Genomic DNA, 24032 nt, shown 5'->3' with positions numbered 1-24032 from the left:
GGGCCGGGCGGGTCGCATCCCAAGGCGGCCCGCCCTTTTCGCGCCCGTGGAACAGAGCGCTGTCCAGCGCATTGCATCAGGGCAGACCGGTAAAGGAGCCCGTGATGGCAACGCTTCTCAAGGACACATTCACCCCCACCGAAACGCTGCGTGCCGAAGCGCGCAAGCATGTCGAACAAGGCCCGGTCACCGAAAGCTATCCGGAGGATCGCCCGATCATCGTCGAGCAGCTCAACCGCGCTCTGGCCACCGAATGGGTCTGCGTGCTGCGCTATCTGCGCCATGCCTATTGCATCAGCGGCGTGATCGCCGAGCCGATCAAGGCCCATTTCCTTGAGCATGCCCGCGAGGAACAGATCCATGCCGGAAAGCTGGCCGAACGCATCGTGCAGCTTGGCGGCGAGCCCGATCTCAACCCCGCCACGCTGACCAAGCGCTCGCACGCCGAATACAAGACCGGCGAGTCCATCGAGGACATGATCCGCGAGAACCTCATCGCCGAGCGCATCGCGGTGGAAGCCTATCGCGAGCTGATCCGCTTTATCGGCGATCGCGATCCCACCACCCGCGTGCTGCTGGAAGGCATTCTGGCGCAGGAAGAGGAACATGCCGACGAGCTGCGCGATCTGCTCGAGAACTGATCGATGACGGCTGACGCCGGGGCGCCTCCATCCCGACGCATCATCACCGGCAAGCGCGTGCTGCTGCTGTTCGGCGCAGCATTGGTCGCGGGGGGCGGAGGGCTGTGGTATGCCATGTGGCATCACCGCGCCCCCTCCGGCCCGCCGCCGCGCGCGACCGAGATGGCGGTGCCCCCGGCGATCAGCTCGACCATTGCCGTGCCGCTTTCCAGCGATCTGGGGGTGCTGCAACGGCTGCTGGAACAGGAGATCCCGCAGGATCTCTGGACCATCGACCAGCCTGGCGCCACCTGCGCGCAGCCTCAGAAGGTCCGGCTGTTCGGCGCGGACATTGGCGTCACCCCCAAGCTGAAATGCCATATCGTGGGCGTCGCGCGTCGCGGGGCGATCACGCTGCATGGGCAAGGTCAGGTGATCGTGGCCGATCTGCCGATCACCGCCGATGTGCGCGCGGAAAATGTCGGCGGGCTGGTCAATGCCCATGCCACCGGCAGCGCCATGGCCCATGCGCGCATCAGCCTCTCGCTCAGCCCCGACTGGCACGCCCATGGCAAGATCGCCCTGGCCTATGACTGGTCCACCCCGCCCGGCATCGATCTGCTGGGCCAGCGCGTGACCTTCACCGACAAGGCCGACGAAAAGCTCAAACCCCTGATCGCCAAGCTGCAGGCCAAATTGCCCGAGCAACTCGACAAGCTGAACCTGCGCCAGCAGGTGCAGGGCCTCTGGGCCAAGGGCTTTACGGTGCTGAACCTCAATCAGGACAATCCGCCGGTCTGGATGCGGATCGTGCCCCAGCGCATCGACTATGGCGGCTACACCATCGCCGGCAACCGGCTGACGCTCAACCTTGGCATGGTGGCGCTGACGCAGGCGATTGTGGGCCAGCGCCCCGCCGATCCCGCGCCCACCCCCTTGCCAGCGATGGGCAAGGCATCCCCCACCGACCAGCAGGTGAAGATTTTCGCGCCCGTCCTCGCCGATTACGACCAGCTTGTGCCCGTGCTGGACAAGGCGCTGGCCAAGCGTTCTGCCAAGCCCTTCGTGCTGCCGGGCATCGGCCCGGTGACAGCCAGCTTCGGCAACATCGAGGTCTTCGGCGCCAGCAAGGGCCGCATCGCCGTGGGCGCCGATGTGACGGCCTCTGCCGGGTCCGGTGCCGCAGGCGCCACCCATGGCCGCATCTGGTTCGCCGCCAAGCCTGACAACGCCGACGGCAGCCAGCTGGTCCATTTCACCGACCTCTCCGTCAGCGGCGGCACCGACAATGCCGGCGGCGACCTGCTGCTGGCCATCGCCAATTCCCCCGGCTTCTCCGGCGCGGTGGCGGATGCTCTGCAGCAGAATTTCGCGCGCGATTACAACAAGCTGATCGTTAAAATCCAGCGCGCCATCGATGAGCGCCAGCAGGGCGATTTCCGCATCAAGGCGCATCTGGCCGAGGCGAAGAACGGGCGGATGGCGCCTTATGCCAATGGGCTCTACATGCCGGTTTGGTTGCGCGGGCAGGCGAGTATTGCCTATGCTCCGGGGGGTAAGGGAGGGAAGTAGGCCTCCGGCGGGCAAAGGGCCATCGCCCTTTGCAATCCCTTGAGTGTCTGCGTTGCGCATCGGGTTCGGCTAAGGCGCGAGTTTGCCGCGCCGCAGGCAGGGATTGCTGGCGCAGCCTGTCGGTCTCCGATTTGATTGCCTGCGGCGCTTTATGTCGCGCAGGTGGAGAGGCTGGGGGCCAGGCTTCGGCGCCACTGCCTTATCGTCGGAAGACGTCATGGGAGCGCGAGGGGGTAACCCCCTCGCATTGTCTTTTTCCGTCTTCTACGCGGAGCGTTCGTGAGTCAGACTGACGCTGGCCTTCCAGACCTCACCGGGAGACAGTGCCAGCACGCCCGGCTTCTGGAAAATATCTCCCGCGAAATCGTCCGCATCGGCGTGGCCTTGCCATGGCTCGATGCAGATGAAGTCGGCGTCGGGTTTGGTCCAGATGCCCAGGTCGGGCAGGTTCTCGGTCTGGAGGCGGATCGCGGGGCCGCCGGGAGAGGTGTAGGTCAAGGCGTGGCTGTTCACTTCGGGAAAGATCAGCGCGTCCTGCTCGAACAGCGCGTCGCGCAGGCAAAGGTCCTGCCCTTCCAGCGGCGAGGGTTCGCTGCGCGCCAAGAGCCCGTTGCTGTCGAGGCGGGCGATGTCGGGCGCTTCGGGCTTGTCGAACAGGATGCGATGCGCCGCGCGCAGGCCACCTTGAGGGAGCGGCCAGCGCAGGGCGGGGTGGAACCCGAAGCTGAAGGGCATGGGGGTGTCACCGCGGTTGGCCACTTCGGCGCCGATGGTGAGCGTGTTGCCGTTGATGGCGTAGCTGATCGTCAGGGCGAAGGCGAATGGGTAGGCGGCGCGGGTCTCGGCATTGTCCTCCAGCCGGAAGAGGGCGTGATTGTCGTCATGGGCGCCCGGCGTGAAGCGCGCGTGGCGGGCAAAGCCGTGGCGGGGCAGGCGGTAGACGTGGCCATCATGGCGATAGCTGTCATCGCGCAGGCGGCCGACAATGGGAAACAGGATCGGCGCGCGGCCCGACCAGATCTCGGGATTGCCGTTCCACAGCAGATGGCCGCCGTCGCGGTCGCGCAGGAACCAGAGTTCCGCGCCCTGCGGATTGATTGCGGCATCCAGCCCGCCCGGGGCGCCGATGGGGATCAGACCCTCAGGGGGAGCGCCCTGCGGCAGGGCGGGGATCAGCGGGGATTGGTCGTTCATGACTCGAAAATGACCGGAAGGCCCGGGTGTTCCGGACTGCGCCCCGCCTGAGGCCGCCTGTTTGAGCCTGAGCGTGTTGCGAAAGCGGCAAGCGCCCATGCCGCCAAGGGCATTGCCTGTATGGGCGGGGGAGGCCTATGGGGAGCCTCGCGCTGACATCCCCCCCTCAGCCGCTTCATCGAAGGACAATCCATGCCCCATCCGCAGGCTGGCGCCACCGCTGCCGCTCGTCCCTCTGTCACTCCGGCGCTTCCCACGCTGGCGATGGCGGTGGCCACGGGGATGGGCGTGGCCAACATCTATTACAACCAGCCGATGCTGGGGCTGATCGAGCGCGAGATGCCCGGCCCGCTCTCCGCCATGCTGCCGATGGTCACGCAATTGGGCTATGCGGCGGGGCTGCTGCTGCTGGTGCCGCTGGGCGATCTGCTGGAGCGGCGTCGGCTGATCGTGGTGCAGTTCCTGTTGCTGGCGGGCGCTCTGGCGCTGCTGGCGATCGCGCCCAATGCGGCGATGCTGCTGCTGGCGGCGGCGGTTGTGGGGGCCATGTCGACCGTGGCGCAGCAGATCGTGCCCTTCGCGGCCCATCTGGCCAGCCCGGACAAGCGCGGCGCGGTGGTGGGCACGGTGATGTCCGGCCTGCTCTGTGGCATTCTGCTGAGCCGCACGCTGGCGGGCATCGTGGGCGGCCATGCCGGATGGCGGGCGATGTTCGCGCTGGCCGTGCCGCTTTCGCTGCTGGCCGGCGGTTTGATGCGCTGGCGCCTGCCGCACAGCAAGCCCGACGCCGGGCTGGGCTATGGCGCGCTGCTCGCCTCCATGGAGCATCTGTGGCGCGATTTTCCCGCGCTGCGGCTGGGGGCGATCAGCCAGGGGCTGGTCTTCGGCTCGTTTTCGGCCTTCTGGTCGATCCTGGCGCTGCATCTGCAGGAGCCGCGTTTCGGGCTGGGCGCCGGGGCGGCAGGGCTGTTCGGCGTGATCGGCCTTGTCGGCGTGGCCGCCGCGCCGCTGGCGGGTCGCGTCGCCGACAAGCATGGGCCGCGCCCGATGATCGTGGCGGGCGCGCTGGTGGTGGTGGCCGGATGGGTGGTGATCCGCCTGTGGGATACGCTGGCAGGCATGGTGCTGGGGGTGATCGCGCTCGATTTCGGGGTGCAGATTGCCCTGATCTCGAACCAGCATATCATCTTTTCGCTGAAGCCCGAGGCACGCTCGCGGATCAACACCATCTTCATGGCGGTGATGTTCGTGGGCGGCGCCTTGGGCTCGGCGGGCGCGGCATGGGGCTGGGCGCATGGCGGCTGGCGGATGGTGGCGCTGATCGGTCTGGGCGCTTCGGGTCTGGCAGCGGCGATCCAGCTGTTTTTCGCGCGAAAATCTTCGGCCCAGACCTAGGTCGCCCTTGACCATGGGGCGGAACGGGGCGATCTTTCGAGCGTTTGTTGACGGGGGGTAGTGCGAAGGAAGAGAACAGGCATGTGGTTGCTTGACCGTTTGTTGCGCCGACTGATCCGCCATGGATCGCTGCAGATCACCAATGCCGATCTTCGCGTCTACACATACGGCCAACCCAGCGACAACCCGATCAAGCTGACCTTCACCGACAAGCGCACCGCCAACCATATCGCCCGCTATCCCGCTCTGGGCGCGGGTGAGGCCTATATGCGCGGCTGGATGGTGGTTGAATGCCCGCATGACATTCGCGATCTGGTGCTGATGTTCAGCGCCGAGGCGCGCGCCGCCAAGACCCACATGCAGGCGCCGGGCAAGCTGCGGAACCTGTTCGACAAGATCGGCTGGTGGGCCGACCAGTTCAACTATCGCAAGCGCGCCAGCAGCAATGTGCGCCATCATTACGACCTCAACCGCCAGTTCTACGAGCTGTTCCTCGATGAGGACCGGCAATACACCATGGCCTACTTCGCCGATGACAAGGCCACGCTGGAGCGCGCCCAGCTGGAGAAGAAGGCGCTGATCGCCGCCAAGCTGCATCTGCCCAGCGATGGCGACGCGCAGGGCATGCGCCTGCTGGACATCGGCTGCGGCTGGGGCGGATTGGCGCTCTATCTCAACCGCCATTACGGCTGCGAGGTGCTGGGCATCTCGCTGGCGCCCGATCAGGTGAAATTCGCCCAGGAACGCGCCGAGGCTGCGGGCGTGGCGGACAAGGTGCGCTTTCAGCTCGTCGATTACCGCGACCTGAAGGACCAGTTCGACCGCATCACCAGCGTGGGCATGATCGAGCATGTCGGTGCGCGGCATTTCGGTGAGTATTTCGGCCATACCTTCGACCGGCTGAAGGATGATGGCATCATGCTGACCCACACCATCGGGCGCACCGGCGGGCCGGGCTTCACCGATGCCTGGACGCGCAATTACATCTTCCCCGGCGGCTATATCCCGGCGATGAGCGAGCTGGTGAAAGCCATCGAACGCAGCGGCTGGCAATTGGCCGATGTGGAGATCCTGCGCTATCATTACGGCCATACGCTGGCCGAATGGTATCGCCGCACCACGCTGCATGCCAAGGAAATCACCGCGCTTTACGATGAGCAGTTGCTGCGCATGTGGCAGTTCTATCTGGCCGGGGCCGAGCAGGCCTTCCGCAATGACGAGATGGTCAATTTCCACCTGCAGAGCGTGAAGCGGCAGGATGTGCTGCCCATGACCCGCGATTACATCGCCACCGAGATGCAGCGTCTGATCGGTGAGGAAGCCCCGCCGCAATGGCATCTGGCGCCCAGAGTGGCTTGAAGCGCGTGGCTTGAAACGCGTGGCCTGAAGGTGAATGGCCGGGCAATCATGCCCGGCCATTTCCGTTTCACATGCTCAGCTTGTTCAGCATGGTGATATGGTCGCGCACCACGGGCACGATGTTGTCGGCCACCACCTTCAGCTGAGGCGTGTCGCCACCCGCGCCATAGCTCTTGTGCAGGGCGAGGGCGGCCTGATGGCCTTCCTTCTGATCCTCGATATAGAGCTTGTCGGCATCCTCGCCCTTGGCGGCCTTGATGGCGTCCAGCTTCTGCTGCAGCTCGGGCGTCAGCGTGGGTTCGGGCGCCTTGATGCCCGCCGCCATGGCCGCCTTCTTCACCTTTTCCGTGGATTCCGTATGCGCGGAAATCATCATCTTGGCGAAATTCTCGATCTCGGCATTCTTGGTGGTCTTGAGGATCGCGCGTGAGGATTCGATCTCGAACTTGTCGCCCGCGCCCGCCTTTTCCAGATAGGTCTTGGCATCGGTCACGGGTGCGGTGTCCGATGCGCTTTCACTGGAGACCGCTGCGGGATCGTCGAGCGCGGCGCTGCTGCTGACGGCATCGGAGGTGGAGGGCGCCTTCTGGCAGGCCGCCAGCGCCAGCGCGGGCAGCAGGGCGGGCAAGGTGAACCGGATCAGGGATTTGTTCATCACTCTCTCCTCATGGTTGTCTGGATGTCTGGCATCGGGGCAGGGCACAATGCTGCGCCCATGCTGCATGGCATGCTGCAGGGTGACCGGTGCCATGCAGACCGTGGGGTCATGATGGTTCAATGGGCGTGAGGGCCAAATGGTCCGGCTCTTTTTGAACCGGCCTGTATCGGTTCTGGCGGGCAGGCGGTGGTCAGTGGCCGCCGTGGCCCAGCGCCCGGGTGACGATCAGGGCAAAGCTTCGCCGCGCGCCGCCACCAGCACGCCATACCAGTCCTGACGGCTCCACCGGACTTTCAGCGCTTCCATGCCTTCCGCGATGCGCGCCGGATTCTGCGATCCGACGATGGGCACGATGCCCGCGGGATGCGCCATCAGCCAGCCATAGGCCGCCGCCATGCGCGAAACGCCCTGATCCCGCGCCACCGCATCCAGTGCGGCGGCCACGGCCTTGTCGCGCGGGCTCTGCGGATCGGCCAGACGCCCGCCGCCCAGCGGCGACCAGGCCAGCGGGGTCAGCCCCAGCATCATCGCCTGATCCAGTTCGCCATTCTCGAAACAGGCGAGGCGCAGCGGGCTGATCTCGGGCTGGGAGGCCACCAGCTTCCTGCCCAGAAAATGGTTGAGCGCCGCCGTTTGCATCACGGTGAAGTTCGAAACACCCAGCGCCCGGATCTTGCCCGCGGCGACCGCATCGTCCAGCGCGCGCGCCACCTCCTGCGGATGGGCGAGGATGTCGGGGCGGTGGACCTGCCACAGATCGATGGTCTCCACGCCCAGACGTTGCAGCGAGGCATCGATGGCCTGCGCCAGATAGTCCGGGCTCTGGTCATAGGGCAGGGGCGGGCGGATGCCGCCCTTGGTGGCCAGCACCATGCGCTGGCGCAGGGCGGGCTCGGCGCGCAATACCTCGCCCAGCAGGCTTTCGGCGGCGCCGAAGCCGCTATCGCCAAAGCCATAGATATCCGCCGTGTCGAGCAGGGTGATCCCGGCGTCGAGCGCGGCATGCACGCGGCGCGCGGCCTGATCCGCCGTGGCGCCGCCCTCGGTCAGGCGCCACATGCCCCAGGCGATGGGGGAGATGGCAAGGCCGCTGTCGCCCAGCAGGCGCGAGGCAGGGGGCGGGGGCAGCAGGCTCATCGGGCGGCATCCTTTATGGGGCTATGCCCTTGGCCGATAAGCGGGGTCTTGCGCGACAGCAATCATGAATACGACACGATCCTTGCTCCGCCCGGCGAATGCAGCGATGATCGCGCGCATGACGTCTTTGCGCCCCTCCCGCCGTTCGCCGATCCAGCCCCGCGCCGAGGAAACCCGCGCCCGCATTCTGCAAAAGGCCCGCGACTCCTTCGCCGAGAAGGGCTTCGACGGCGCCAGCACCCGCGAGATCGCTCAGGAAGCCGGCGTCACCCATTCGATGATCACCTATCATTTCGGCACCAAGGACGCCCTGTGGCGCGAGGCGGTGCGCGATATGTTCGCCCTGATCGACGCTCAGGTGAATGCGCCGGATCTCTACGAAGCCACGCTCGATCCCGTCGAGCGCTTCCGCCAGCAGATGCGCCGCTACACGCGCTATTGTGCGCAGCATCCCGAGCATGCGCGCATCACCATCGCGGAAAGCATCCGTGGCGGCCCGCGTCTGGAATGGATGATCGATGAATTCGTGAAGCAGAACCATGCCGGTTTTATGCCTCAGCTCAAGGCGCTGATGCAGGAGGGAATTCTGCCCCGCGTGCCGCCTGCATCGCTGCTCTATGCCATCGTCGGCATGGCGCAATTGCCTTTCGTGCTGGCTCGCGAGGCGCAGGTCGCGCTGGATTACGACTTCACGCAGGAGGCGGCGATCGAACGCCATGCCGATGCCATCCTGGCTCTTTTGCTGCGCCAGAGCGAGGCTTGAGCAAGGTTGGTTGACAAAACCATCCAACTGGATGATTTCTTCGCCGGGATCAACGAAGGGAGAGGTGTGCCGGTCTGCTTTGGGTGCTTTCTGACCCGGACCGGCTGCCCTCAGACAAGGAAAACAGGCACATGGTAAAGAAGCGGATGGTGCAGGCTGGCCGGATCGGCGTGGCTCTGATGGCTGTGGCCGCCTTTGGCGCCGGGATGGCGCAGGCCGCGCCCGCCGCGGGGACCGATGCCCAGCAGCGCGCGGCGGCCACGGTCAAGGCGATGACGCCCGAGGAGAAGACCGTGCTGACCCACGGCATCATGCCGCTGCCCATCGTGCCCAATGCGCCGCCCCCGCCGCCGGGCGCGATCATTGGCGCGGGCTTCATCCCCGGGATCGAGCGCCTTTCCGTGCCCGCGCTCAAGGAAACCGATGCCTCGCTGGGCGTCGCCTATGTGATGGGCCTGCGCAAGGATGGCGCCACCGCGCTGCCCAGCGGCGTGGCCATGGCCGCCAGCTGGAATCCGCAGATCCTGCGCGAAGGCGGCGCGATGATCGGCGGCGAGGCGCGCGCCAAGGGCTTCAACGTCCTGCTGGCGGGTGGCACCAACCTCACGCGTGATCCGCGCAATGGCCGCACCTTCGAATATCTCTCGGAAGATCCGCTGCTCTCGGGCGTGCTGGTGGGCAGCGCCATTCAGGGCATCCAGTCGAACCATATCATCTCGACCATCAAGCATTTCGCTTTGAATGGCCAGGAAACGGGCCGCAAATTCGCCGATGTGAAGATCAGCGACGCCGCCGCGCGCGAAAGCGACCTGCTGGCCTTCAAGATCGGCATCGAAACCGGCAACCCCGGCTCGGTGATGTGCTCTTACAACCGCGTGCATGGCGAGCAGGCCTGCGCCAGCGACTATCTGCTGAACACGGTGCTGAAGAAGGACTGGCGCTACAAGGGCTTCGTCATGTCAGATTGGGGCGCGGTGCCGGGTCTGGATGCGGCGCTCAAGGGCCTCGACCAGCAGTCGGGCGAGCAGCTCGATCCGGGCATTTTCTTCGCCGACAAGCTGGCCGCCGCCGCCAAGAGCGATCCGGCCTATGCCGCCCGCCTCGACGACATGAACCGCCGCATCCTCTGGGCGATTTACGACAACGGCCTCGACAAGAACCCCGCCACCCCCGGTGGCACGATCGATTTCAAGGCGGACAGCGCCGTTTCGCTGGAAACCGCCAAGCAGGGCATCGTCCTGCTGCGCAACACGGGCAATGCCCTGCCGCTGGCCAAGACGGCGCAGCATATCGCGGTGATCGGCGGCTATGCCGATACGGGCGTGCTGTCGGGCGCCGGTTCCAGCCAGGTGCAGGGCAAGGATGGCCCCGCCGCGGTGATCCCGCTGGGTGGCACCGGCCCCTGGGCCTCCTTCATTGCCGAGCAGTATCACCGCTCGGCCCCGGTCGATGCCATCAAGGCGCTGGCCCCTCAGGCCGAGGTGAACTTCCGCACCGGCACCTACATCTCCGATGCCGTCGCGGCGGCGAAGAAGGCCGATGTGGCCATCGTCTTCGCCACCAAATGGGCCTCCGAAGGGCTCGATCAGGCCGATCTCACCCTGCCGCGCGGGCAGGATGCGCTGATCGAGGCCGTGGCGGCCGCCAACCCGCACACCATCGTCGTGCTGGAAACCGGCAACCCCGTGCTGATGCCCTGGCTCGACAAGACCGCCGCCGTGGTCGAGGCATGGTTCCCCGGCGCGCGGGGCGGCGAGGCCATCGCCAGCGTGCTGTTCGGTGACACCAACCCCTCGGGCCGCCTGCCGATCACCTTCCCGGCCAGCGAGAGCCAGCTGCCCCGCGCCAAGATCGACGGCTACGATCAGTACGACCCCAACTTCTCCGGCGACGCCCCCAGCAAGGACGCCCAGCTCCATGTCGATTACGACATCGAGGGTTCGGACGTGGGTTACCGCTGGTTCGCCCGCCAGAACGCCAAGCCGCTGTTCCCCTTCGGCTTCGGCCTGAGCTACACCAGCTTCACCGGCGGCGCTCTGAAGACCGATGGGCATAAGGCCAGCTTCTCGCTGACTAACACCGGCCAGCGCGCGGGCGCCACGGTGGGTCAGGTCTATCTGGTCAGCCGCAACGGGCAGAAGCTGCGCCGTCTGGTGGGCTTCCAGCGCGTCGAACTGGCGCCGGGTGCTTCGCAGAATGTGGCCGTGACCATCGATCAGCGTTTGCTGGCCGACTGGAAGGACGGCGGCTGGTCGGTGCCTGCTGGCGAATATGGTTTTGCCGTGGGCGAGAATGCCGAAACGCTTGGACCTGTTGTGAGCGTGAAGGTCAAGGCGGCGCGCTGGAAGGATTAAGGGTTCAGAAGACAAGAATAAGTGCGAGGGTGTTACACCCTCGCGCTCCCATGACTTGTCTGCGTGGCGCATCGGGTTCGACCTTAGGGCAAGCTCGCGGCGCCGCAGGCTTTAAAAGTGCTGGAATGGATCGGGATCTCGCTGCCTGCGGCGCTTTGCGTCACGCAGGTGGAGAGGTTGGGCACACCGATCGGATGCCATTGCCCTGTCGTCGGGAGACGTCATGGGGGTGCAGGGGGTGTAACACCCCCTGCTTATCCTTCTTCCTGCCCTTCTGAAGGCACCAACACCACCAGCTTGTAATCGCTGCGCTCGGTAGGGTGCAGCGTATGCTGGCGATAGGCGATCAACCCCTGCGCTGGATGCACGAAACCGCGCAAGCCGCCCTCCCGGGCGACCACCGCCTGGCGGTCCCACACCTGTGCAAAGAACGGGCTCTCGGCTTTCAAACGCTCCACCAGCGCCAGTGCGCGCGGATCGTCCAGCGCGCGGCCATAGTCGGCGCGGAACTCGGCCAGCAGGCGGGTGGCGCGGTTTTCCCAGTCGGGGATCAGGGCGCGGGCGGCGTCCTGGGTGAAGACGTAGCGCAGCAGATTATGCGGCCCGTCGCCTTCCAGCCATGGCGCGAAAAGCTGCTGTGCGGCCTCGTTCCAGCAGCAGGCGTTCCACAGGCGGTCGAGGCCGTAGGCGGGGTGGGCGATCAGGTCGACCATGGCGTGCAGGGCCTCTGGCGCATCGGCGGCGGGCGTGGGGGCGGGGGCGTCGGGATCGCGGCGCCCGGCCAGTTCGAAGAGGTAGGCGCGTTCCGCCGGAGTGAGCGCCAGCGCCATGGCGAGGCGGCGCAGCGCCTCGGGCGAGACGCTGACATCGCGGCCCTGCTCGATCCAGGCACACCAGGTGGCGCCGATCCCGGCGCGGGCGGCCAGTTCCTCGCGGCGCAGGCCGGGGGTGCGGCGGCGGGCGGTGGGCATGTCAGGCGTGAGCGCCTCGCGGTGCGAGCGGATGAATTGGCCCAGCAGGCGGCGTTGTTCTTCGCTCCTCATGCGGGCGCTATAGGGGAGGCGGAGGGGGGAGACTAGGGGAGAGGCGCGGGCGGGGTCAGGACGGCGTTGAACTCGTCGCAGACCCCTTGAAAAGCGTCATCCACGCCATGGCTCGCTTCTGCCGGCCTGACGATGGAGGCTGCTGCAGTGCAGCGCAGGGCCCGGTCTGGAAGGGGTTGGCGCTCGGCATATCCGGAAGCGGTAGCCATGCGGAAAAGCCGAAGCGCCGATGCGGCCTTGTGGCGGGCGATGGTTTATATTGTCTTAAGTATACGTGTAAAATCGTATCTTATATCGCAATGCAGGATAGGATGAGAGGGGAGCGGGTTAAGTGTGGCCGCTTCAACCCACGGAATCCACATATAAATTGAGCGCCTGAGCCGCGTTACCAAGCCCAGGCGCTCAAAATGATGCTCGGCAGGGCCTCTCAGGATATCTTAACCTTTTGGGTCAAGGCATCTTCGGGCAAGCCGCAGCGTCTTCAAGGGGTGAACGGTCTTGTTCAAAATGGGTTCCCGCAACTGCGAAATTTTTGCTGAAAAATTTCCGTTTCGTAAGTTGTTCCATCGGCGCGTGAAAATTTTCCTTTTCCATCAACCGAGCCCTCAACGGGGTGGGAGGAAGGACTCGCAAGGAACATCGCGATGCGATATGTATTTCATTCAGCATCGGGCAAAGACCAACGACAGAGATTGGCATGCCGGAGAGGATGCTTGAAAAGAGGTTGCTATGGGTATGATCGCGATTTTTGCCGATGGCGCGGCGCTGATGATCGGCAGTCTGCTGGTCTCGGGCCTGCTGTGTACGCTGGCCTGGATGGCGGCTGACAGGCTGCACCGGCCCTGGGCTGCGCTGGTGATGCTGGCGGTTGGGGTCTGCGTTCTGCTGGTCAGCCCGCTGGAGCAGAGCCTGTTTGTGCGGATGGTCTCCGTCTTCACCGTGGTGGGCGCCGCGCTGCTTTCCTTCGTCGTGCTGGACCGCTCGGTGAAGAAGGAAACCGTGGAGATCACACGGGCCCGCGTGCTTCGCCCCCGCATGCCCCGCCCCCATCTGTCCCGTCATCGCCAGGCAACGCGGCGCCACTGAACGGCATGGGTGACGCCTCCGCGCTGGACCGCTTCGTCGCGGCGCAGGAGGCGGCCCATGATCAGGCCCTTGCCGAGATCCGGCAGGAAGCCAAGCGCGGCCACTGGATGTGGTTTATCTTCCCCCAACTGGCCGGTTTAGGCCACAGTGCCATGGCGCGGCGCTATGCCATCGCCTCCCTGGCCGAGGCCCGCGCCTATCTGGCCCATCCTCTGCTGGGGCCGCGCTATCAAGCCTGTGTGGCGGCGCTTCAGGCGCTGAAACGCAAGGATGCGCAAGATCTGTTCGGCCCGGTCGATGCGCTCAAGCTGCGCTCGTCGCTGACGTTGTTCGCGCGGGCGAGCGCCGATCCCGCGATCACCGCCGCGCTGACGGACTGGTTCGGCGATGAAGACCCGGCCACGCTCTGCCTGCTGGAACAGGCGGCAGCGCGGCCCTGAAGTCTTACCACAGAACCCCGGCGTCATCGGGCGTGACCGGAGCGGGCGCGGCATCGCCCAGGCCTTGCGTCAGATCGATCTCGATGGTGCGGCACATGGCCTCCAGCGGCAGATCGTGGATGGTGTTGGCGAAGGGATCGACCAGATCGTCGCCGATGGCCAGAACCGCCAGAAACATCGTGCCCGCCACCGTCGAGCCCAGCGGCGTGGCCACGCCCAGCGCCTCGACCAGGCCGAAGGGCAGCAGCAGGCAGAACAGATGGGTGAACAGCTTGGGAAACACCCGGAACTGCGCGGGCAGGGGGGTGTTCTTCAGCCTTTCCATCCCGCCCTGCGCATTGGCCATATCGACCAGAATGCCTTCCATATGGGTTTGCTGGATGGTGTCGATCAGGCCTTGTTCTTTCGCCTCGGCGATCAGCCGTCCGGTGCCGTCCAGCACGGCATTGGCGACATTGGCACGGGTCAGCGCGACCTCGGCCTCACCGGGAGACAGGTCGGGCAGCAGCGCCTTGTCGAGCGGCAGGCGGCGCAACTGGCAGCGCAGCGCGTTCACATAGGCGATCTGGCGCAGCACGATGGCGCGCCGCAAGCTGATGGCGCCGCCATCGGGCAGGAAGTTACCGGCGGCGCGCGCCAGATTGCGGTTGGCGTTGATCATCAGCCCCCACAGCCCGCGCCCTTCCCACCAGCGCTGATAGGCCGATGTGCTGCGGAAACCCAGAATCAGCGCCAGCACGCTGCCGAAGAGGGTCAGCGGCAGGCCCGGCGCCTGAAAGGGAAAGTGGTAATAGGTGACGGTGACGATCACATCCCACACGAACAGCAGCAGCAAAGGCCCTTTGATGCCGCCGACGATGGTCTGGTAGCTCGATTTGGAAATCACGATCATGGGTCGGCAGACTGTCCTGCGTGGGTCTGGAAATCAAGGGTGCGTTCAAAGAGAAGGGGGGATCAGGGGTGCGTGGCGGCCTTGGCCGGCTGCTGGCCCTTGTTGTCCGCCGGCTTGCCCTTCATCGCATGCGAAAGCGCCAGCGAGGTGCCGGTGGCCGGGCGGATATGGAACCACTGGGGCCGGTCGATGGCGACGAGGAAGGCCAGAATGGCCAGGCCGACGCCGAGCAGGGCCATCGTGCCCTTGAGCCGCAGGCTGGCCTCGGTCGGGGCCTGTTGGCGCGGATCAGGGCGGGCGGCCTGAAAGGTGCGAGGACGGGTCATGGCGAATCTCCTGTGGCGTTCGCGTGGGGGGCTACGCGTTCGACATCAATATGGTGGCGCGGTGTTTCCGTAGAATTCTGGTTTTGTAACAAAGAATTTCTGCAGTGCAGCGTATCGTTGTGCGGTGCGGTATGGGCGATGGGTCGTGCGGCATGTGGCGCAATTGCGGCGCTTTTCGGCTGGGGATGGGGGCGCGAGATGCCTTGTTCGACGCCGCAATTTGCCGCTATGCCGCCTGATCCGCCGTTCCGCGCGCAGGGTGCCTGCCCGCGCGCCGCGCCACCGTGAGAGAAAGCTTCCATGGCCTCTGCCGAAACCGCCGCCCTGCCCAGAACCCTGTCCTGGCCTCATCTGCTGGCGCTGGGGGTGGGCTCGATCGTGGGCACCGGCATCCTCACGCTGATCGGTGTCGGCGCCGATCGCGCGGGCCCGGCGGTGCTGCTGTCTTTCGCCATCGCAGGGGCGATCTGCGCCTGCGCCGCTCTGGCCTATGCCGAGCTGTCCGCGATGATGCCCATGGCGGGCAGCGCCTACAGCTACAGTCACAAGGTGCTGGGCCGCAGTGTCGGCTGGATCGTGGGGTGGAGCCTGATTCTGGAATATTCGCTGGTGGTTTCCACCGTGGCGGTGGGCTGGTCGGGCTATGCCGCGCCGCTGCTGGAAGCGGTGGGCTTCCCCAGGGCGCTGACGATGGGGCCGGAACTGGGCGGCATCGTCAATCTGCCCGCCATCTTCATCATCGCCGTGGTGGCCGGGCTGCTGGCCTTCGGCACGAAAGAAAGCGCGCGGATCAACACCGTGCTGGTGGTCATCAAGATCCTGACGCTCAGCCTGTTCGTGGCGGTGGCGCTGCCCGCCTTCGATTCCAGCCATCTCACGCCCTTCATGCCCTATGGCTTCAGCAAGCATATGAGCCCTGATGGCATCGAGCGCGGCGTGATGGCCGCCGCCGCCATCATCTTCTTCGCCTTCTATGGCTTCGACGCCATCTCCACGGCGGCCGAGGAAACCCGCAATCCGGGCCGCGATCTGGTGATCGGCATCGTCGGTTCGCTGGTGATCTGCACGCTGGTCTATGTGCTGGTGGCCGCCGCCGCCATCGGCGCCATGCCCTTCACCAGCTTTGCCCAGAGCCCGGAGCCTCTCGCGCTGATTCTGCGCCAGATGGGGCAGGGCTCCATCGCGCGGATCGTGGCCATTGCGGCGGTGATCGCGCTGCCTACTGTTTTGCTGGGCTTCCTCTATGGCCAGAGCCGCATCTTCCTTGCCATGGCGCGCGACGGTTTCCTGCCGGCCTCGCTTGCCAAGCTGTCCTCACGCGGGACGCCGGTGCGGGTGACCACGATGACCGCCGTGATCGTCGCCATTCTGGCGGGCATCCTGCCGATTTCCGAGATCGCCGCGCTGGCCAATGCCGGAACGCTGATCGCCTTTGCCGCTGTGGGCACCTGCCTGATCGTGCTGCGCCGCCGCGCGCCCGATATGCCGCGCCCGTTCCGCGTTCCGGCGGGAATCATGGTCGGGGCGGGGGCGGTGGCCGGGTGCCTCTATCTCTTCATCAGCCTGCCGACCAAGACTCTGGTGGCCTGCCTGTGCTGGAATGTGCTGGGCGGAGCGATTCACCTGCTGCGCGGGCGTGCGAAGGCCTGATCCATCGCAATGCAGCATGGCGGGAGCCTTCCTGAGAAAGCGCCGCAGATCCTGGCGATAAGCTCCTGATCGATCAGCCTTAGGGCCTTCCCGGGCTGGGGGAGGAGGCGCGGTCATCCACAGATCATCGCACCATTCGTCGCAGATCGGTTGTGCAGCCGCGACGGATCGAGCATAGAAAGGGAATGAACAGTGAACAAGGTCACCTCATTCTCTCCGTCCTGCAGCGGCTGCCTCAATGGATTCGCCATGATCTGGCCGGCAAGGATGACAATGCCCGCCTGCGCGCGGAAGAAAGCCTGGCGGCCATGATTGCCGATGCTCTGGTCAAGAACGAGGCTGAATAAATCGCGCATTATGCCCTGATTATAGGGCTATTTGCGGATAGGTACTGACCGTGATCGGTACAATATGCCCGTGTTATCCCTATTGCTGTTTGGTTTCTTGACCCGGCTTTCATGCAAGATGATGGCCGGATTTCCATATCAGATGGCAGAGGCAAGATGGCGTATATCAACCAGAGCGTTTTCACGCAGGTGGAAGGTGTCGCAGCGCAAGCCGCGCCTCCGCCCGCACCATCCTACCGGGTCAATCTGCCGCTGTATGGCGACCCGCATCCCGTCACCAGCGCCACCCATGGCGGCGTGGGCGTGCTGGCCGATGCGGCGGATTACAGCTTTGCCGCCCATGCCCCGCTGATCCCGCTGGCCGCCGACGAGTTCGAGCGCGCGGCGCTGGATTACCCCATCGTCTTTATCGGCACGGCGCATCAGCCCTATGCCGTCACCGGCCTCGATCCTCAGCGCAACCTGTTTATCCGCAACGGCTTCTACCGCGCGGATGCCTATGTGCCCGCCTATCTGCGCCGCTATCCCTTCGCCTTTGTGCGGGTGCAGGGGATGGCGGGGCCGCTGCTTTATATCGACCATGCCTCGCGCCGGGTGGCGCCGCTGGGTACGCCGGGCGCGGCACCGCTGTTCCATGGCGCTGCCCCCACCGAGCTGACCCGCCAGGCGCTGGGTTTCTGCGACAGCTATCAGGCCGGGCAGGCCCGCAGCCTTCTGGTGCTTGAACTGCTGGCAGCCTACAACCTGCTGGAGCCCAAGACCGCGGCGCGCACCCCGCCCGGGGCGAGCGCGCCACAACTGCTGCTGGAGTATTTCTCCATCTCGCCCGAGCGGCTTGAAGCGCTTCCCGACGCCGATTTTCTGATGCTGCGCCGGGCGGGGGTGCTGCCTGCGCTGCACGCCCAGATCGCCTCTCAGCAGAACTGGGCGGCTTTGGCGGCGGTGGCGCGCGCCACCGCCTGACGCAGCGCTTGCGGGGTCAGTAAGCGGCGGTGAAGCGCGCGTTTCCGTGCTTGTGCTGCTCCAGCTCGTCGACCATGGCGATGGCGTAATCGGCAAAGCTTATCTTGCTGTCACCATTGGCATCCACCACCAGCTGATCGCCACCCGCGCGATAGGCGCCGGTGCGCGGGCCTTCGAAGATCAGCGCGGCGGGGGAGAAGAAGGTCCAGTCGACCTCGGTCTCGCCCTTCAGCGCCTCAAGGAAGGCGATGCCGCCCTGAGCCGGGACTTTCCATTCCTCGGGAAAATCGGGCGAGTCGATCACGCGGCTGCCGTCAGGCAGGGTCAGGCTGGCCGCGCCGCCCGTGACCAGCAAACGCGGCACGCCTGCCTGCTTCAAGGCGCCCAGCAGGCTGGCGGCGGACACATCGAAATGCAGCGCGCTGATCACCGCATCGCTGCCCGCGATCAGCCCGGCCAAAGCTGCGGGATCGCTGGCATCGCCCTGCCTGGGCGTGACGCCTTCCGCGGCGGGAATCGCCTCGGGCTTGCGGGCGATAGCGGTGACCTGATGGCCCCGGCTGGCCAGCTCTTTCGTGATTTCGGACCCGGCGCGGCCGCTGGCGCCCAGAACAGTTACCTTCATAAAGACCTCCTGTGGTTTCTTCTGGTAACCAGGTGTGCTATGGAAACGATCCATGCAAGACGGCACTTTTTTCTCACCTGGTCACCCCGAAGAAACCACGCCTCGCGGGAATGTCTTCGCGCGTGACTGCCCCACGCGCAAATTGCTGGACCGCATCGGCGACACATGGAGCGTGCTGATCCTGCGCTTGCTGGGCGATGGCCCGCAGCGCTTCAGCGTGCTGAAACGGGCGGTGGACGGCATCTCGCAAAAGATGCTGAGCCAGACCCTGCGCTCGCTGGAAAGGGATGGTCTGGTCACCCGCCATGCCGAGCCCACCGTGCCCGTCAGCGTGACCTATACGCTCACGCCGCTGGGGCGCGAATTGCTCGACGCGCTGGGCTTTCTGATCGACTGGGCCGAAACGCGCATGGCCACGGTCGGCGCCAATCAGCGGCGCTATGACGCAAGGCGGCTGGAGGAGATCTAGAGCATCGTGTGAAAAAGTGGGAACCGGTTTTTCACAAAAAACGATGCGACAACAAAACTCTAGGCAGGCAGAGGATCGGCGGCCCCACGCGGGCCGACCGTCAGCGCGAAAGCCGCGATCAGCGCGCCGCAGGCCATGATCGCGGCCACCAGCGGCAGGGTGAAGCCTGCCTGAAACAGCAGTCCGCCGATCACCGGGCCCAGCGCCGCGCCGCCGCGCCCCACGCCGATGACGAAGCCGGTGCCGCCCGCGCGACTGGCCGTGGGGAAGGATGAGGCGACCAGCGCATAAAGCCCCACCACGCCGGCATTCGTGCAGAAGCCGCCAATGGCCGCAGCCCATGCCAGCGCATGCAGCCCGTCATGCGGCTGGCCGAACCATGTCACCGTCACCACCGAGGCCAGCATCGCGCCCACGATCAGCTTGCGCAGCGGCAGGGCGCTGCTGAGCCCGGCGAACACCAGCCCGCCCAGCAACCCGCCGACATTGGCCCAGACCAGCACCCCGCCCGCCGCCGAGGGCGTGAACCCCATATCCGAAACCACCTTGGGCACCCATTTGATGATGAAGTAGAAGGTGAGGATATGCATGAAATAGGCGATGGTGAGCATCACCGTCAGGCGGCGCAGATCGGGCGCGAAGAGATCGGCCAGCGTGGTCTTGCGCGGGGCTTCGGTCTGCGGCGGCAGGGCCGAGACGGCGCCATGCCCCAGCTTGCGCAGCGAATGGTTGAGCCGCGCGAGCGTGCCCGCATCGCGGCGCAGCAGCACGGCGCTGACGGGCTCGGGCAGGAAGATGGCGACGAAGGGCAGCAGCGCCAGAGTCATGCCCATGCCCAGCAGGAACACGTCGCGCCAACCGTGGCTGGCCAGCATGGCGCTGGCAATCGAGCCGCCCGCAATGGCCCCCATCGGATAGCCCGCCGCCATCACCACGACAGCGGCGCTGCGCCAGCGGTCATTGGCGTATTCGGCCACCAGAGCATTGGTCACGGCCAGCATGCCGCCGATGCCAAGGCCGGTGGCCACGCGGGTGACGGCCAGCTCGGGGATCGAATGGACGAAGGCCGTGGCGCCCATGCCCAGCACCATCAGGCACAGGCAACCCAGCACCGTGGCGCGCCGCCCGATCCTGTCGGCCAGCTGGCCCAGCAGGATCGAGCCCAGCGCCATGCCGATCAGCTCGAAGGACAGCACCAGACCCAGGGCGGCGCGATCGATCGCCCATTCCTTCGCGATGCCCGGCGAGGCAAAGCTGATCGAGAGCACATCGAAACCGTCGAGAGCATTGAGCGCAACGCAGATCGCGATGGCCAGAACCTGTTGCCAGCCCATCGGCTGGCGGGCCATCATCTGGCGCGGGTCCGCGCCATTCTGCTCATTCATCATGCTCTCTCCGGTCTTATGCACCACCCGTTACGTTCCTCTAGCCGATCAGCATCAGCGCATCCAGTGCCAACAGGCCTTCGCCTGCGGGCCGCAGGATCACCGGGTTGAGGTCCAGCTCCAGCAGGCGCGGATTGGCGACCAGCACCGCGGCCACCTGACGGATCAGACCGGCCAACGCCCGAACATCCAGCGCCGGAGCGCCGCGCCATCCCGCGAGCAAGGGCGCGTTCTTCAGCCCCATCAACGCGGCGACGATCTGCTCCTCGCCAAGGTCGGGGGTGATGAGGGCGACATCCTTCAGGATTTCCGCCGTCACGCCGCCGAAGCCTGCCAGCACCACCGGGCCCCAGTCGGGATCGTTCTTGGCGCCCACGATCATTTCCAGACCACGCGCGCCCATCGTCTCGATCAGCACGCCATCCAGCGCGATGCCCGCATCATAGGCGGAGACATTGGCGTGAATACGCTCCCAGGCGGCGCGCACGGCGGCATCGTCGGGCAGGTTGAGGATCACGCCGCCCGCATCGCTCTTGTGGCTGAGCGCGGCGGCCTGCGCCTTCATGGCCACCGGGTAACCGGCGGTCTGGGCGGCCTTGACGGCCTCCTCCGCACTGGCCGCGAAACCACCGCGCGGGAAGGCGAGGCCCAGGGGGGCCAGCAGCGCCTTGGAGCGGTATTCGGGGATCACGCCAGCCTCATCCTCCAGCGCGGGGATGGCGAAGGGGGCGGGGGTGTGATCGGCCAGATCGCGGGTGGCGGCAAGGCCAATGCGGGTAAGGGCGCGCAGGGCGCGCTCGGTGCTGGGGAAATAGGTGGCCCCTGCGGCGCGCAGATCCGCGATATACTGCGCGGGGATGTCAGCGCCTTCATCCAGCCCGGCGAAGATCACCGGCTTGGCGGCGCCCTCCAGCGCGGGGAGGATCGCGGGCACCTTGATCTTGGCGGTGACCGGATCGCCCTGAATGATCCCGGCGACCACCGCGCCGATGCGATCATCCGTCAGCAGCGCCTTGAGCGTTTCGGTGTAGATCGCGGGCTGCGACAGGCCCTGCGCCGTGATGTCAAGCGGGTTCGACACCGGCACGAAGACCGGCAGCGCCGCGCGCAGGGCCGGGCTGTCCTCATCATGCAGCGGGGCGAGGGGCAGGCCCAGCTCCTCGGCCAGATCGAGGGTGAGGGCCTTGAAGGCGCCGCTCTCGCCCAGCACCGCGACATCGCGGGCGGTCAGCGCGGGGCTGCGCAGGAGAATTTCGGCGATGTCGCCCAGCTCTTCCAGCGTTTCGGCGAAGATCACGCCGGCGCGCTCCACCTTGGCGCGCATCAGGGCGTAGTCGCCCGCCATGGCGCCGGTGTGGGTGGCGGCGGATTCCCGCGCCGCGCTGGATTTGCCGGGGTGCAGCAGCACGATGCGCTTGCCGGCGGCATGGATCGCGCGGGCGGCGGCAAGGAAGGCGGCGGGCGCGCGGAACTGCTCGACGATCATCGCCACGACCTGCGTGTGCGGATCCTCCACCAGCCAGTCGATGTAATGCTCGACCCCGCTGGCCGCCTCATTGCCGGTGGAGACCGAGTAGGACACCGGCACCTGCCGCGCCAGCATGGTGGTGCACAGCACGGCGGCCATCGCGCCCGATTGCGAGACCACCGCCAGCGCCTTGCCCTGCGGCGGCGTGATGGCGGTTTCCACGAAGGTCAGCGCGGCATTGTTCACATGGTTGACGAGGCCGAGGCAGTTGGGCCCCTCGATCACCATGCCGCTTTCGCGACCGATGCGGGCGATCTCGGCCTGCTGGGCCAGGCCTTCCGGACCGCCCTCGGCAAAGCCTGCCGAGAAGATGATCGCCGCGCCCACCTTGCGCGCGGCAAGCCCGCGCACCGTGTCCAGCACGAAGGCCTGAGGGATGGCCAGCACCGCCACATCCACGCCCTCGGGCAGGGCATCGACGGAAGGGAGGCAGGGCAGGTCGCCGATTGTTTGGCGATTGGGGTTCACGGGGTAAATCGTGCCCGCAAAACCGTTGCGCAGCAGATTGCCCAGCACGCTGGCGCCCAGCGCTCCCGGCTTGTCGCTGGCCCCCACCACGGCCACGCTGGCCGGGCAAAGCAGGCGGGCGATATGCTCCCGATCGGGATAGGTCTTGCTCATCCAAACTCTCCCATGGCCGCCTTCCCGAGCTTCTTTCCCGGTTTTCGGGAGGCACGGTGAAACCTGTGTCGCTCCGGCGAGGCGGCGCAATCTTCGTCGATGCCAAAGCGCATCCGCGTTCCGGCGGATGCGCTCCGGGGTCAGTCTCAGTCGCGCGTCTTGTTCAGATCGTAAGCGCCAAGACCGGGCTTGAAGGTCTTGTCGTCGATGAACTGGCGGGTGGCTTCCTTGCGGCCCTCGCTGTCGAAGTAATTGGCCGCTTCCTGCGTGCGGATCAGATAATCCTCGGCATTGTCATAGGTCATCTCGCGCACGCGGCGCACGGCCCATTTGGTGGCGCGCAGGGCATGCGGGTTCTTGCCCAGCAGCACATTGGCCATTTCGGTGACACGGGCCTTGAGCTTGTCGCCGGGCACGGCCTCATTGACCAAACCCCATTCGGCGGCCTTCTTGCCATCGACATTCTCGCCCATCATGGCGTGATACATGGCGTTGCGGAAACCGGTCAGCTCGGCGATCACCTTGCTGGCGCCGCCGCCGGGCAGGATGCCCCAGTTGATCTCGGACAGGCCGAACTGCGCGTCTTCCGCCGCCACCGCCAGATCGCAGGCGAAGAGCGGACCATAGGCGCCGCCAAAGCACCAGCCATTGACCATGGCGATGGTGGGCTTTTCCAGCCAGCGCAGGCGTTCCCACCAGCCATAGGCCTCACGCTGGGCGGCGCGGGTGGCGCCAAGGCCCTTTTCCTCATTCTCGCGGAAATACTCTTTCAGATCCATGCCTGCGCTGAACGCCGAGCCTTCGCCCGTCAGCACCACCACGCCCACATCCTCGCGGAATTCCACGCTTTCCAGAACGCGCATCATCTGGCGGTTGAGCTTGGGGCTCATGCAATTGCGCTTTTCGGGGCGGTTGTAGGACACCCAGGCGATGCGGTTTTCAACCACCAGCGAGACGGTCTCTTCTTCGGTGCGTTCGGTCATGGGGACTCTCCGTGATGCTTATGAATGCTATGATTGATATCAATCATGATGCTATAGTCAATAGCGATAATGTGGCGCTTTACCGCACCACGAACACGTCGATCCGCACCTCATGCGGCAGGCGGATGCCACGCGCGACAAAGGCATGGCGCGTCAGCCAGTCATGCGGCCCGGGCTTGACGGTGAAGCGCGGCGTGGTGCGGAAATAATAGGCCGATGGATCGACCTCCTCGCCGCGCGCCAGCCTGTCGCTGACCTCGGGGCTGGCGACGCGCACGCCCGGATTGCTGATCTCGATCACCGTGCCATCCGCAGCTTTCAGCGCGTAATGCGCCTCCACATGCGTCAGGCCATCGGGCTCGATGCTCTGCCAGTCGCCGCCGCCGGGCAGGACGGTGCCCTGCAGCATGGGGCCGGTGATCGTGCCGCCGGTGATGCCGATATAGCGCCGCCGCGCGCCATCGACCGAGCCCATCTCCAGCGGCGGATCGAGCGTGATGCTGGCGCTGAAGGCATAGTCAAGCTGAGGGGCGGCGGGCGGGGCAGCCTCCCCCGCCGCAGCGGAGGAGGCCAGCAGGGCGGCGGCGAGGGGAAGTGTCTTGTTCATCACCTGTCGCTCCGC

General features: G+C 66.0%; 23 protein-coding genes. 11 read left to right on the top strand and 12 right to left on the bottom strand.

Features of this window, described 5'->3' with window-relative positions; all coding sequences use genetic code 11:
- The first annotated feature begins 104 nt into the window (after positions 1 to 104).
- Positions 105 to 641 (top strand): ferritin-like domain-containing protein, encoded by a 537-nt coding sequence (locus SR3_RS02670; protein ID WP_068080401.1) that lies wholly within the window; start codon positions 105 to 107, stop codon positions 639 to 641.
- A gap of 3 nt (positions 642 to 644) precedes the next feature.
- Positions 645 to 2192, top strand: coding sequence for a DUF4403 family protein (locus tag SR3_RS02665; protein WP_068080399.1), 1548 nt, complete (start codon positions 645 to 647; stop codon positions 2190 to 2192).
- A gap of 264 nt (positions 2193 to 2456) precedes the next feature.
- Here the strand turns inward: SR3_RS02665 and SR3_RS02660 are convergent, their stop codons facing one another.
- Positions 2457 to 3386 carry an aldose 1-epimerase family protein gene (locus SR3_RS02660; protein WP_084454854.1) on the bottom strand — a complete coding sequence of 310 codons (930 nt, stop codon included), beginning with the start codon at positions 3384 to 3386 and terminating at the stop codon, positions 2457 to 2459.
- Positions 3387 to 3578: 192 nt separating this feature from the next.
- Between SR3_RS02660 and SR3_RS02655 the strand changes: the two genes are divergently transcribed.
- Both SR3_RS02655 and SR3_RS02650 read left to right on the top strand, forming a co-directional pair.
- A complete protein-coding gene (locus SR3_RS02655; RefSeq protein ID WP_068080397.1) occupies positions 3579 to 4781 on the top strand; it encodes an MFS transporter in 1203 nt (400 codons plus the stop codon).
- Between the two features lie 81 nt (positions 4782 to 4862).
- Positions 4863 to 6140 carry an SAM-dependent methyltransferase gene (locus tag SR3_RS02650; protein ID WP_068080395.1) on the top strand — a complete coding sequence of 426 codons (1278 nt, stop codon included), beginning with the start codon at positions 4863 to 4865 and terminating at the stop codon, positions 6138 to 6140.
- Positions 6141 to 6207: 67 nt separating this feature from the next.
- On the opposite strand, the gene SR3_RS02645 is transcribed toward SR3_RS02650, so the two are convergent.
- A complete protein-coding gene (locus SR3_RS02645) occupies positions 6208 to 6795 on the bottom strand; it encodes a DUF4142 domain-containing protein (protein ID WP_169805545.1) in 588 nt (195 codons plus the stop codon).
- A gap of 228 nt (positions 6796 to 7023) precedes the next feature.
- Positions 7024 to 7935 carry an aldo/keto reductase gene (locus SR3_RS02640; protein WP_068080391.1) on the bottom strand — a complete coding sequence of 304 codons (912 nt, stop codon included), beginning with the start codon at positions 7933 to 7935 and terminating at the stop codon, positions 7024 to 7026.
- A 118-nt stretch (positions 7936 to 8053) separates the two neighbouring features.
- Here SR3_RS02640 and SR3_RS02635 point away from each other — a divergent pair, with 118 nt between their 5' ends.
- Together SR3_RS02635 and SR3_RS02630 are read left to right on the top strand one after the other, a co-directional pair.
- On the top strand, positions 8054 to 8698 hold the full coding sequence (locus tag SR3_RS02635; RefSeq protein WP_169805544.1) for a TetR/AcrR family transcriptional regulator: 645 nt from the start codon (positions 8054 to 8056) through the stop codon (positions 8696 to 8698).
- A gap of 131 nt (positions 8699 to 8829) precedes the next feature.
- Positions 8830 to 11052, top strand: coding sequence for a beta-glucosidase family protein (locus tag SR3_RS02630; RefSeq protein ID WP_407668136.1), 2223 nt, complete (start codon positions 8830 to 8832; stop codon positions 11050 to 11052).
- Between the two features lie 254 nt (positions 11053 to 11306).
- Here SR3_RS02630 and SR3_RS02625 read toward each other — a convergent pair whose 3' ends face one another.
- Positions 11307 to 12095, bottom strand: coding sequence for a helix-turn-helix transcriptional regulator (locus tag SR3_RS02625; protein ID WP_068080385.1), 789 nt, complete (start codon positions 12093 to 12095; stop codon positions 11307 to 11309).
- Between the two features lie 729 nt (positions 12096 to 12824).
- On the opposite strand from SR3_RS02625, the gene SR3_RS02620 reads away from it, so the two are divergent.
- Positions 12825 to 13181 carry a hypothetical protein gene (locus SR3_RS02620; RefSeq protein ID WP_068080383.1) on the top strand — a complete coding sequence of 119 codons (357 nt, stop codon included), beginning with the start codon at positions 12825 to 12827 and terminating at the stop codon, positions 13179 to 13181.
- Positions 13182 to 13186: 5 nt separating this feature from the next.
- Entirely contained in the window at positions 13187 to 13621 is a 435-nt protein-coding gene (locus SR3_RS02615; protein ID WP_068080381.1) for a DUF1810 domain-containing protein, read from the top strand.
- Positions 13622 to 13625: 4 nt separating this feature from the next.
- Here SR3_RS02615 and SR3_RS02610 read toward each other — a convergent pair whose 3' ends face one another.
- Entirely contained in the window at positions 13626 to 14513 is an 888-nt protein-coding gene (locus tag SR3_RS02610; protein WP_068080379.1) for a bestrophin family protein, read from the bottom strand.
- 62 nt (positions 14514 to 14575) lie between these two features.
- Positions 14576 to 14839: a hypothetical protein gene (locus SR3_RS02605; protein WP_068080377.1), complete on the bottom strand. Its 264-nt coding sequence runs from the start codon at positions 14837 to 14839 to the stop codon at positions 14576 to 14578.
- Positions 14840 to 15139: 300 nt separating this feature from the next.
- On the opposite strand from SR3_RS02605, the gene SR3_RS02600 reads away from it, so the two are divergent.
- Positions 15140 to 16489 (top strand): amino acid permease, encoded by a 1350-nt coding sequence (locus SR3_RS02600; RefSeq protein ID WP_068080375.1) that lies wholly within the window; start codon positions 15140 to 15142, stop codon positions 16487 to 16489.
- Positions 16490 to 16602: 113 nt separating this feature from the next.
- Here the strand turns inward: SR3_RS02600 and SR3_RS31075 are convergent, their stop codons facing one another.
- On the bottom strand, positions 16603 to 16845 hold the full coding sequence (locus SR3_RS31075) for a hypothetical protein (protein ID WP_157098591.1): 243 nt from the start codon (positions 16843 to 16845) through the stop codon (positions 16603 to 16605).
- A gap of 147 nt (positions 16846 to 16992) precedes the next feature.
- Between SR3_RS31075 and SR3_RS02595 the strand changes: the two genes are divergently transcribed.
- Positions 16993 to 17799, top strand: a complete 807-nt coding sequence (locus SR3_RS02595) for a SapC family protein (RefSeq protein WP_068080373.1) — start codon at positions 16993 to 16995, stop codon at positions 17797 to 17799.
- A gap of 16 nt (positions 17800 to 17815) precedes the next feature.
- Here the strand turns inward: SR3_RS02595 and SR3_RS02590 are convergent, their stop codons facing one another.
- Positions 17816 to 18424, bottom strand: coding sequence for an NAD(P)-dependent oxidoreductase (locus SR3_RS02590; protein ID WP_068080370.1), 609 nt, complete (start codon positions 18422 to 18424; stop codon positions 17816 to 17818).
- Positions 18425 to 18476: 52 nt separating this feature from the next.
- Here SR3_RS02590 and SR3_RS02585 point away from each other — a divergent pair, with 52 nt between their 5' ends.
- On the top strand, positions 18477 to 18893 hold the full coding sequence (locus SR3_RS02585) for a winged helix-turn-helix transcriptional regulator (RefSeq protein WP_068080369.1): 417 nt from the start codon (positions 18477 to 18479) through the stop codon (positions 18891 to 18893).
- A gap of 59 nt (positions 18894 to 18952) precedes the next feature.
- Here the strand turns inward: SR3_RS02585 and SR3_RS02580 are convergent, their stop codons facing one another.
- The 4 genes from SR3_RS02580 to SR3_RS02565 form a co-directional block, all read right to left on the bottom strand.
- On the bottom strand, positions 18953 to 20281 hold the full coding sequence (locus SR3_RS02580; RefSeq protein WP_407668135.1) for an MFS transporter: 1329 nt from the start codon (positions 20279 to 20281) through the stop codon (positions 18953 to 18955).
- Between the two features lie 37 nt (positions 20282 to 20318).
- Positions 20319 to 22427, bottom strand: a complete 2109-nt coding sequence (locus tag SR3_RS02575) for an acetate--CoA ligase family protein (protein WP_068080365.1) — start codon at positions 22425 to 22427, stop codon at positions 20319 to 20321.
- 146 nt (positions 22428 to 22573) lie between these two features.
- Positions 22574 to 23410 carry a p-hydroxycinnamoyl CoA hydratase/lyase gene (locus tag SR3_RS02570; RefSeq protein ID WP_068080363.1) on the bottom strand — a complete coding sequence of 279 codons (837 nt, stop codon included), beginning with the start codon at positions 23408 to 23410 and terminating at the stop codon, positions 22574 to 22576.
- Between the two features lie 79 nt (positions 23411 to 23489).
- On the bottom strand, positions 23490 to 24032 hold a 543-nt coding region (locus SR3_RS02565; protein WP_307558266.1), incomplete at its 5' end, for a DUF3237 domain-containing protein.

This window comes from Novosphingobium rosa NBRC 15208 (genome assembly GCF_001598555.1).
GTDB lineage: Bacteria > Pseudomonadota > Alphaproteobacteria > Sphingomonadales > Sphingomonadaceae > Novosphingobium > Novosphingobium rosa.
This window is presented reverse-complemented; position numbering and strand designations above follow the sequence as displayed.

Excerpts from the sequence above, each read along its gene's own strand:
- SR3_RS02670 (WP_068080401.1), top strand. The coding sequence starts at position 105 with ATGGCAACGCTTCTCAAGGACACATTCACCCCCACCGAAACGCTGCGT.
- SR3_RS02665 (WP_068080399.1), top strand. The coding sequence starts at position 645 with ATGACGGCTGACGCCGGGGCGCCTCCATCCCGACGCATCATCACCGGC.
- SR3_RS02660 (WP_084454854.1), bottom strand. The coding sequence starts at position 3,386 with ATGAACGACCAATCCCCGCTGATCCCCGCCCTGCCGCAGGGCGCTCCC.
- SR3_RS02655 (WP_068080397.1), top strand. The coding sequence starts at position 3,579 with ATGCCCCATCCGCAGGCTGGCGCCACCGCTGCCGCTCGTCCCTCTGTC.
- SR3_RS02650 (WP_068080395.1), top strand. The coding sequence starts at position 4,863 with ATGTGGTTGCTTGACCGTTTGTTGCGCCGACTGATCCGCCATGGATCG.
- SR3_RS02645 (WP_169805545.1), bottom strand. The coding sequence starts at position 6,795 with ATGAACAAATCCCTGATCCGGTTCACCTTGCCCGCCCTGCTGCCCGCG.
- SR3_RS02640 (WP_068080391.1), bottom strand. The coding sequence starts at position 7,935 with ATGAGCCTGCTGCCCCCGCCCCCTGCCTCGCGCCTGCTGGGCGACAGC.
- SR3_RS02635 (WP_169805544.1), top strand. The coding sequence starts at position 8,054 with ATGACGTCTTTGCGCCCCTCCCGCCGTTCGCCGATCCAGCCCCGCGCC.
- SR3_RS02630 (WP_407668136.1), top strand. The coding sequence starts at position 8,830 with ATGGTAAAGAAGCGGATGGTGCAGGCTGGCCGGATCGGCGTGGCTCTG.
- SR3_RS02625 (WP_068080385.1), bottom strand. The coding sequence starts at position 12,095 with ATGAGGAGCGAAGAACAACGCCGCCTGCTGGGCCAATTCATCCGCTCG.
- SR3_RS02620 (WP_068080383.1), top strand. The coding sequence starts at position 12,825 with ATGGGTATGATCGCGATTTTTGCCGATGGCGCGGCGCTGATGATCGGC.
- SR3_RS02615 (WP_068080381.1), top strand. The coding sequence starts at position 13,187 with ATGGGTGACGCCTCCGCGCTGGACCGCTTCGTCGCGGCGCAGGAGGCG.
- SR3_RS02610 (WP_068080379.1), bottom strand. The coding sequence starts at position 14,513 with ATGATCGTGATTTCCAAATCGAGCTACCAGACCATCGTCGGCGGCATC.
- SR3_RS02605 (WP_068080377.1), bottom strand. The coding sequence starts at position 14,839 with ATGACCCGTCCTCGCACCTTTCAGGCCGCCCGCCCTGATCCGCGCCAA.
- SR3_RS02600 (WP_068080375.1), top strand. The coding sequence starts at position 15,140 with ATGGCCTCTGCCGAAACCGCCGCCCTGCCCAGAACCCTGTCCTGGCCT.
- SR3_RS31075 (WP_157098591.1), bottom strand. The coding sequence starts at position 16,845 with ATGCGCGATTTATTCAGCCTCGTTCTTGACCAGAGCATCGGCAATCAT.
- SR3_RS02595 (WP_068080373.1), top strand. The coding sequence starts at position 16,993 with ATGGCGTATATCAACCAGAGCGTTTTCACGCAGGTGGAAGGTGTCGCA.
- SR3_RS02590 (WP_068080370.1), bottom strand. The coding sequence starts at position 18,424 with ATGAAGGTAACTGTTCTGGGCGCCAGCGGCCGCGCCGGGTCCGAAATC.
- SR3_RS02585 (WP_068080369.1), top strand. The coding sequence starts at position 18,477 with ATGCAAGACGGCACTTTTTTCTCACCTGGTCACCCCGAAGAAACCACG.
- SR3_RS02580 (WP_407668135.1), bottom strand. The coding sequence starts at position 20,281 with ATGATGAATGAGCAGAATGGCGCGGACCCGCGCCAGATGATGGCCCGC.
- SR3_RS02575 (WP_068080365.1), bottom strand. The coding sequence starts at position 22,427 with ATGAGCAAGACCTATCCCGATCGGGAGCATATCGCCCGCCTGCTTTGC.
- SR3_RS02570 (WP_068080363.1), bottom strand. The coding sequence starts at position 23,410 with ATGACCGAACGCACCGAAGAAGAGACCGTCTCGCTGGTGGTTGAAAAC.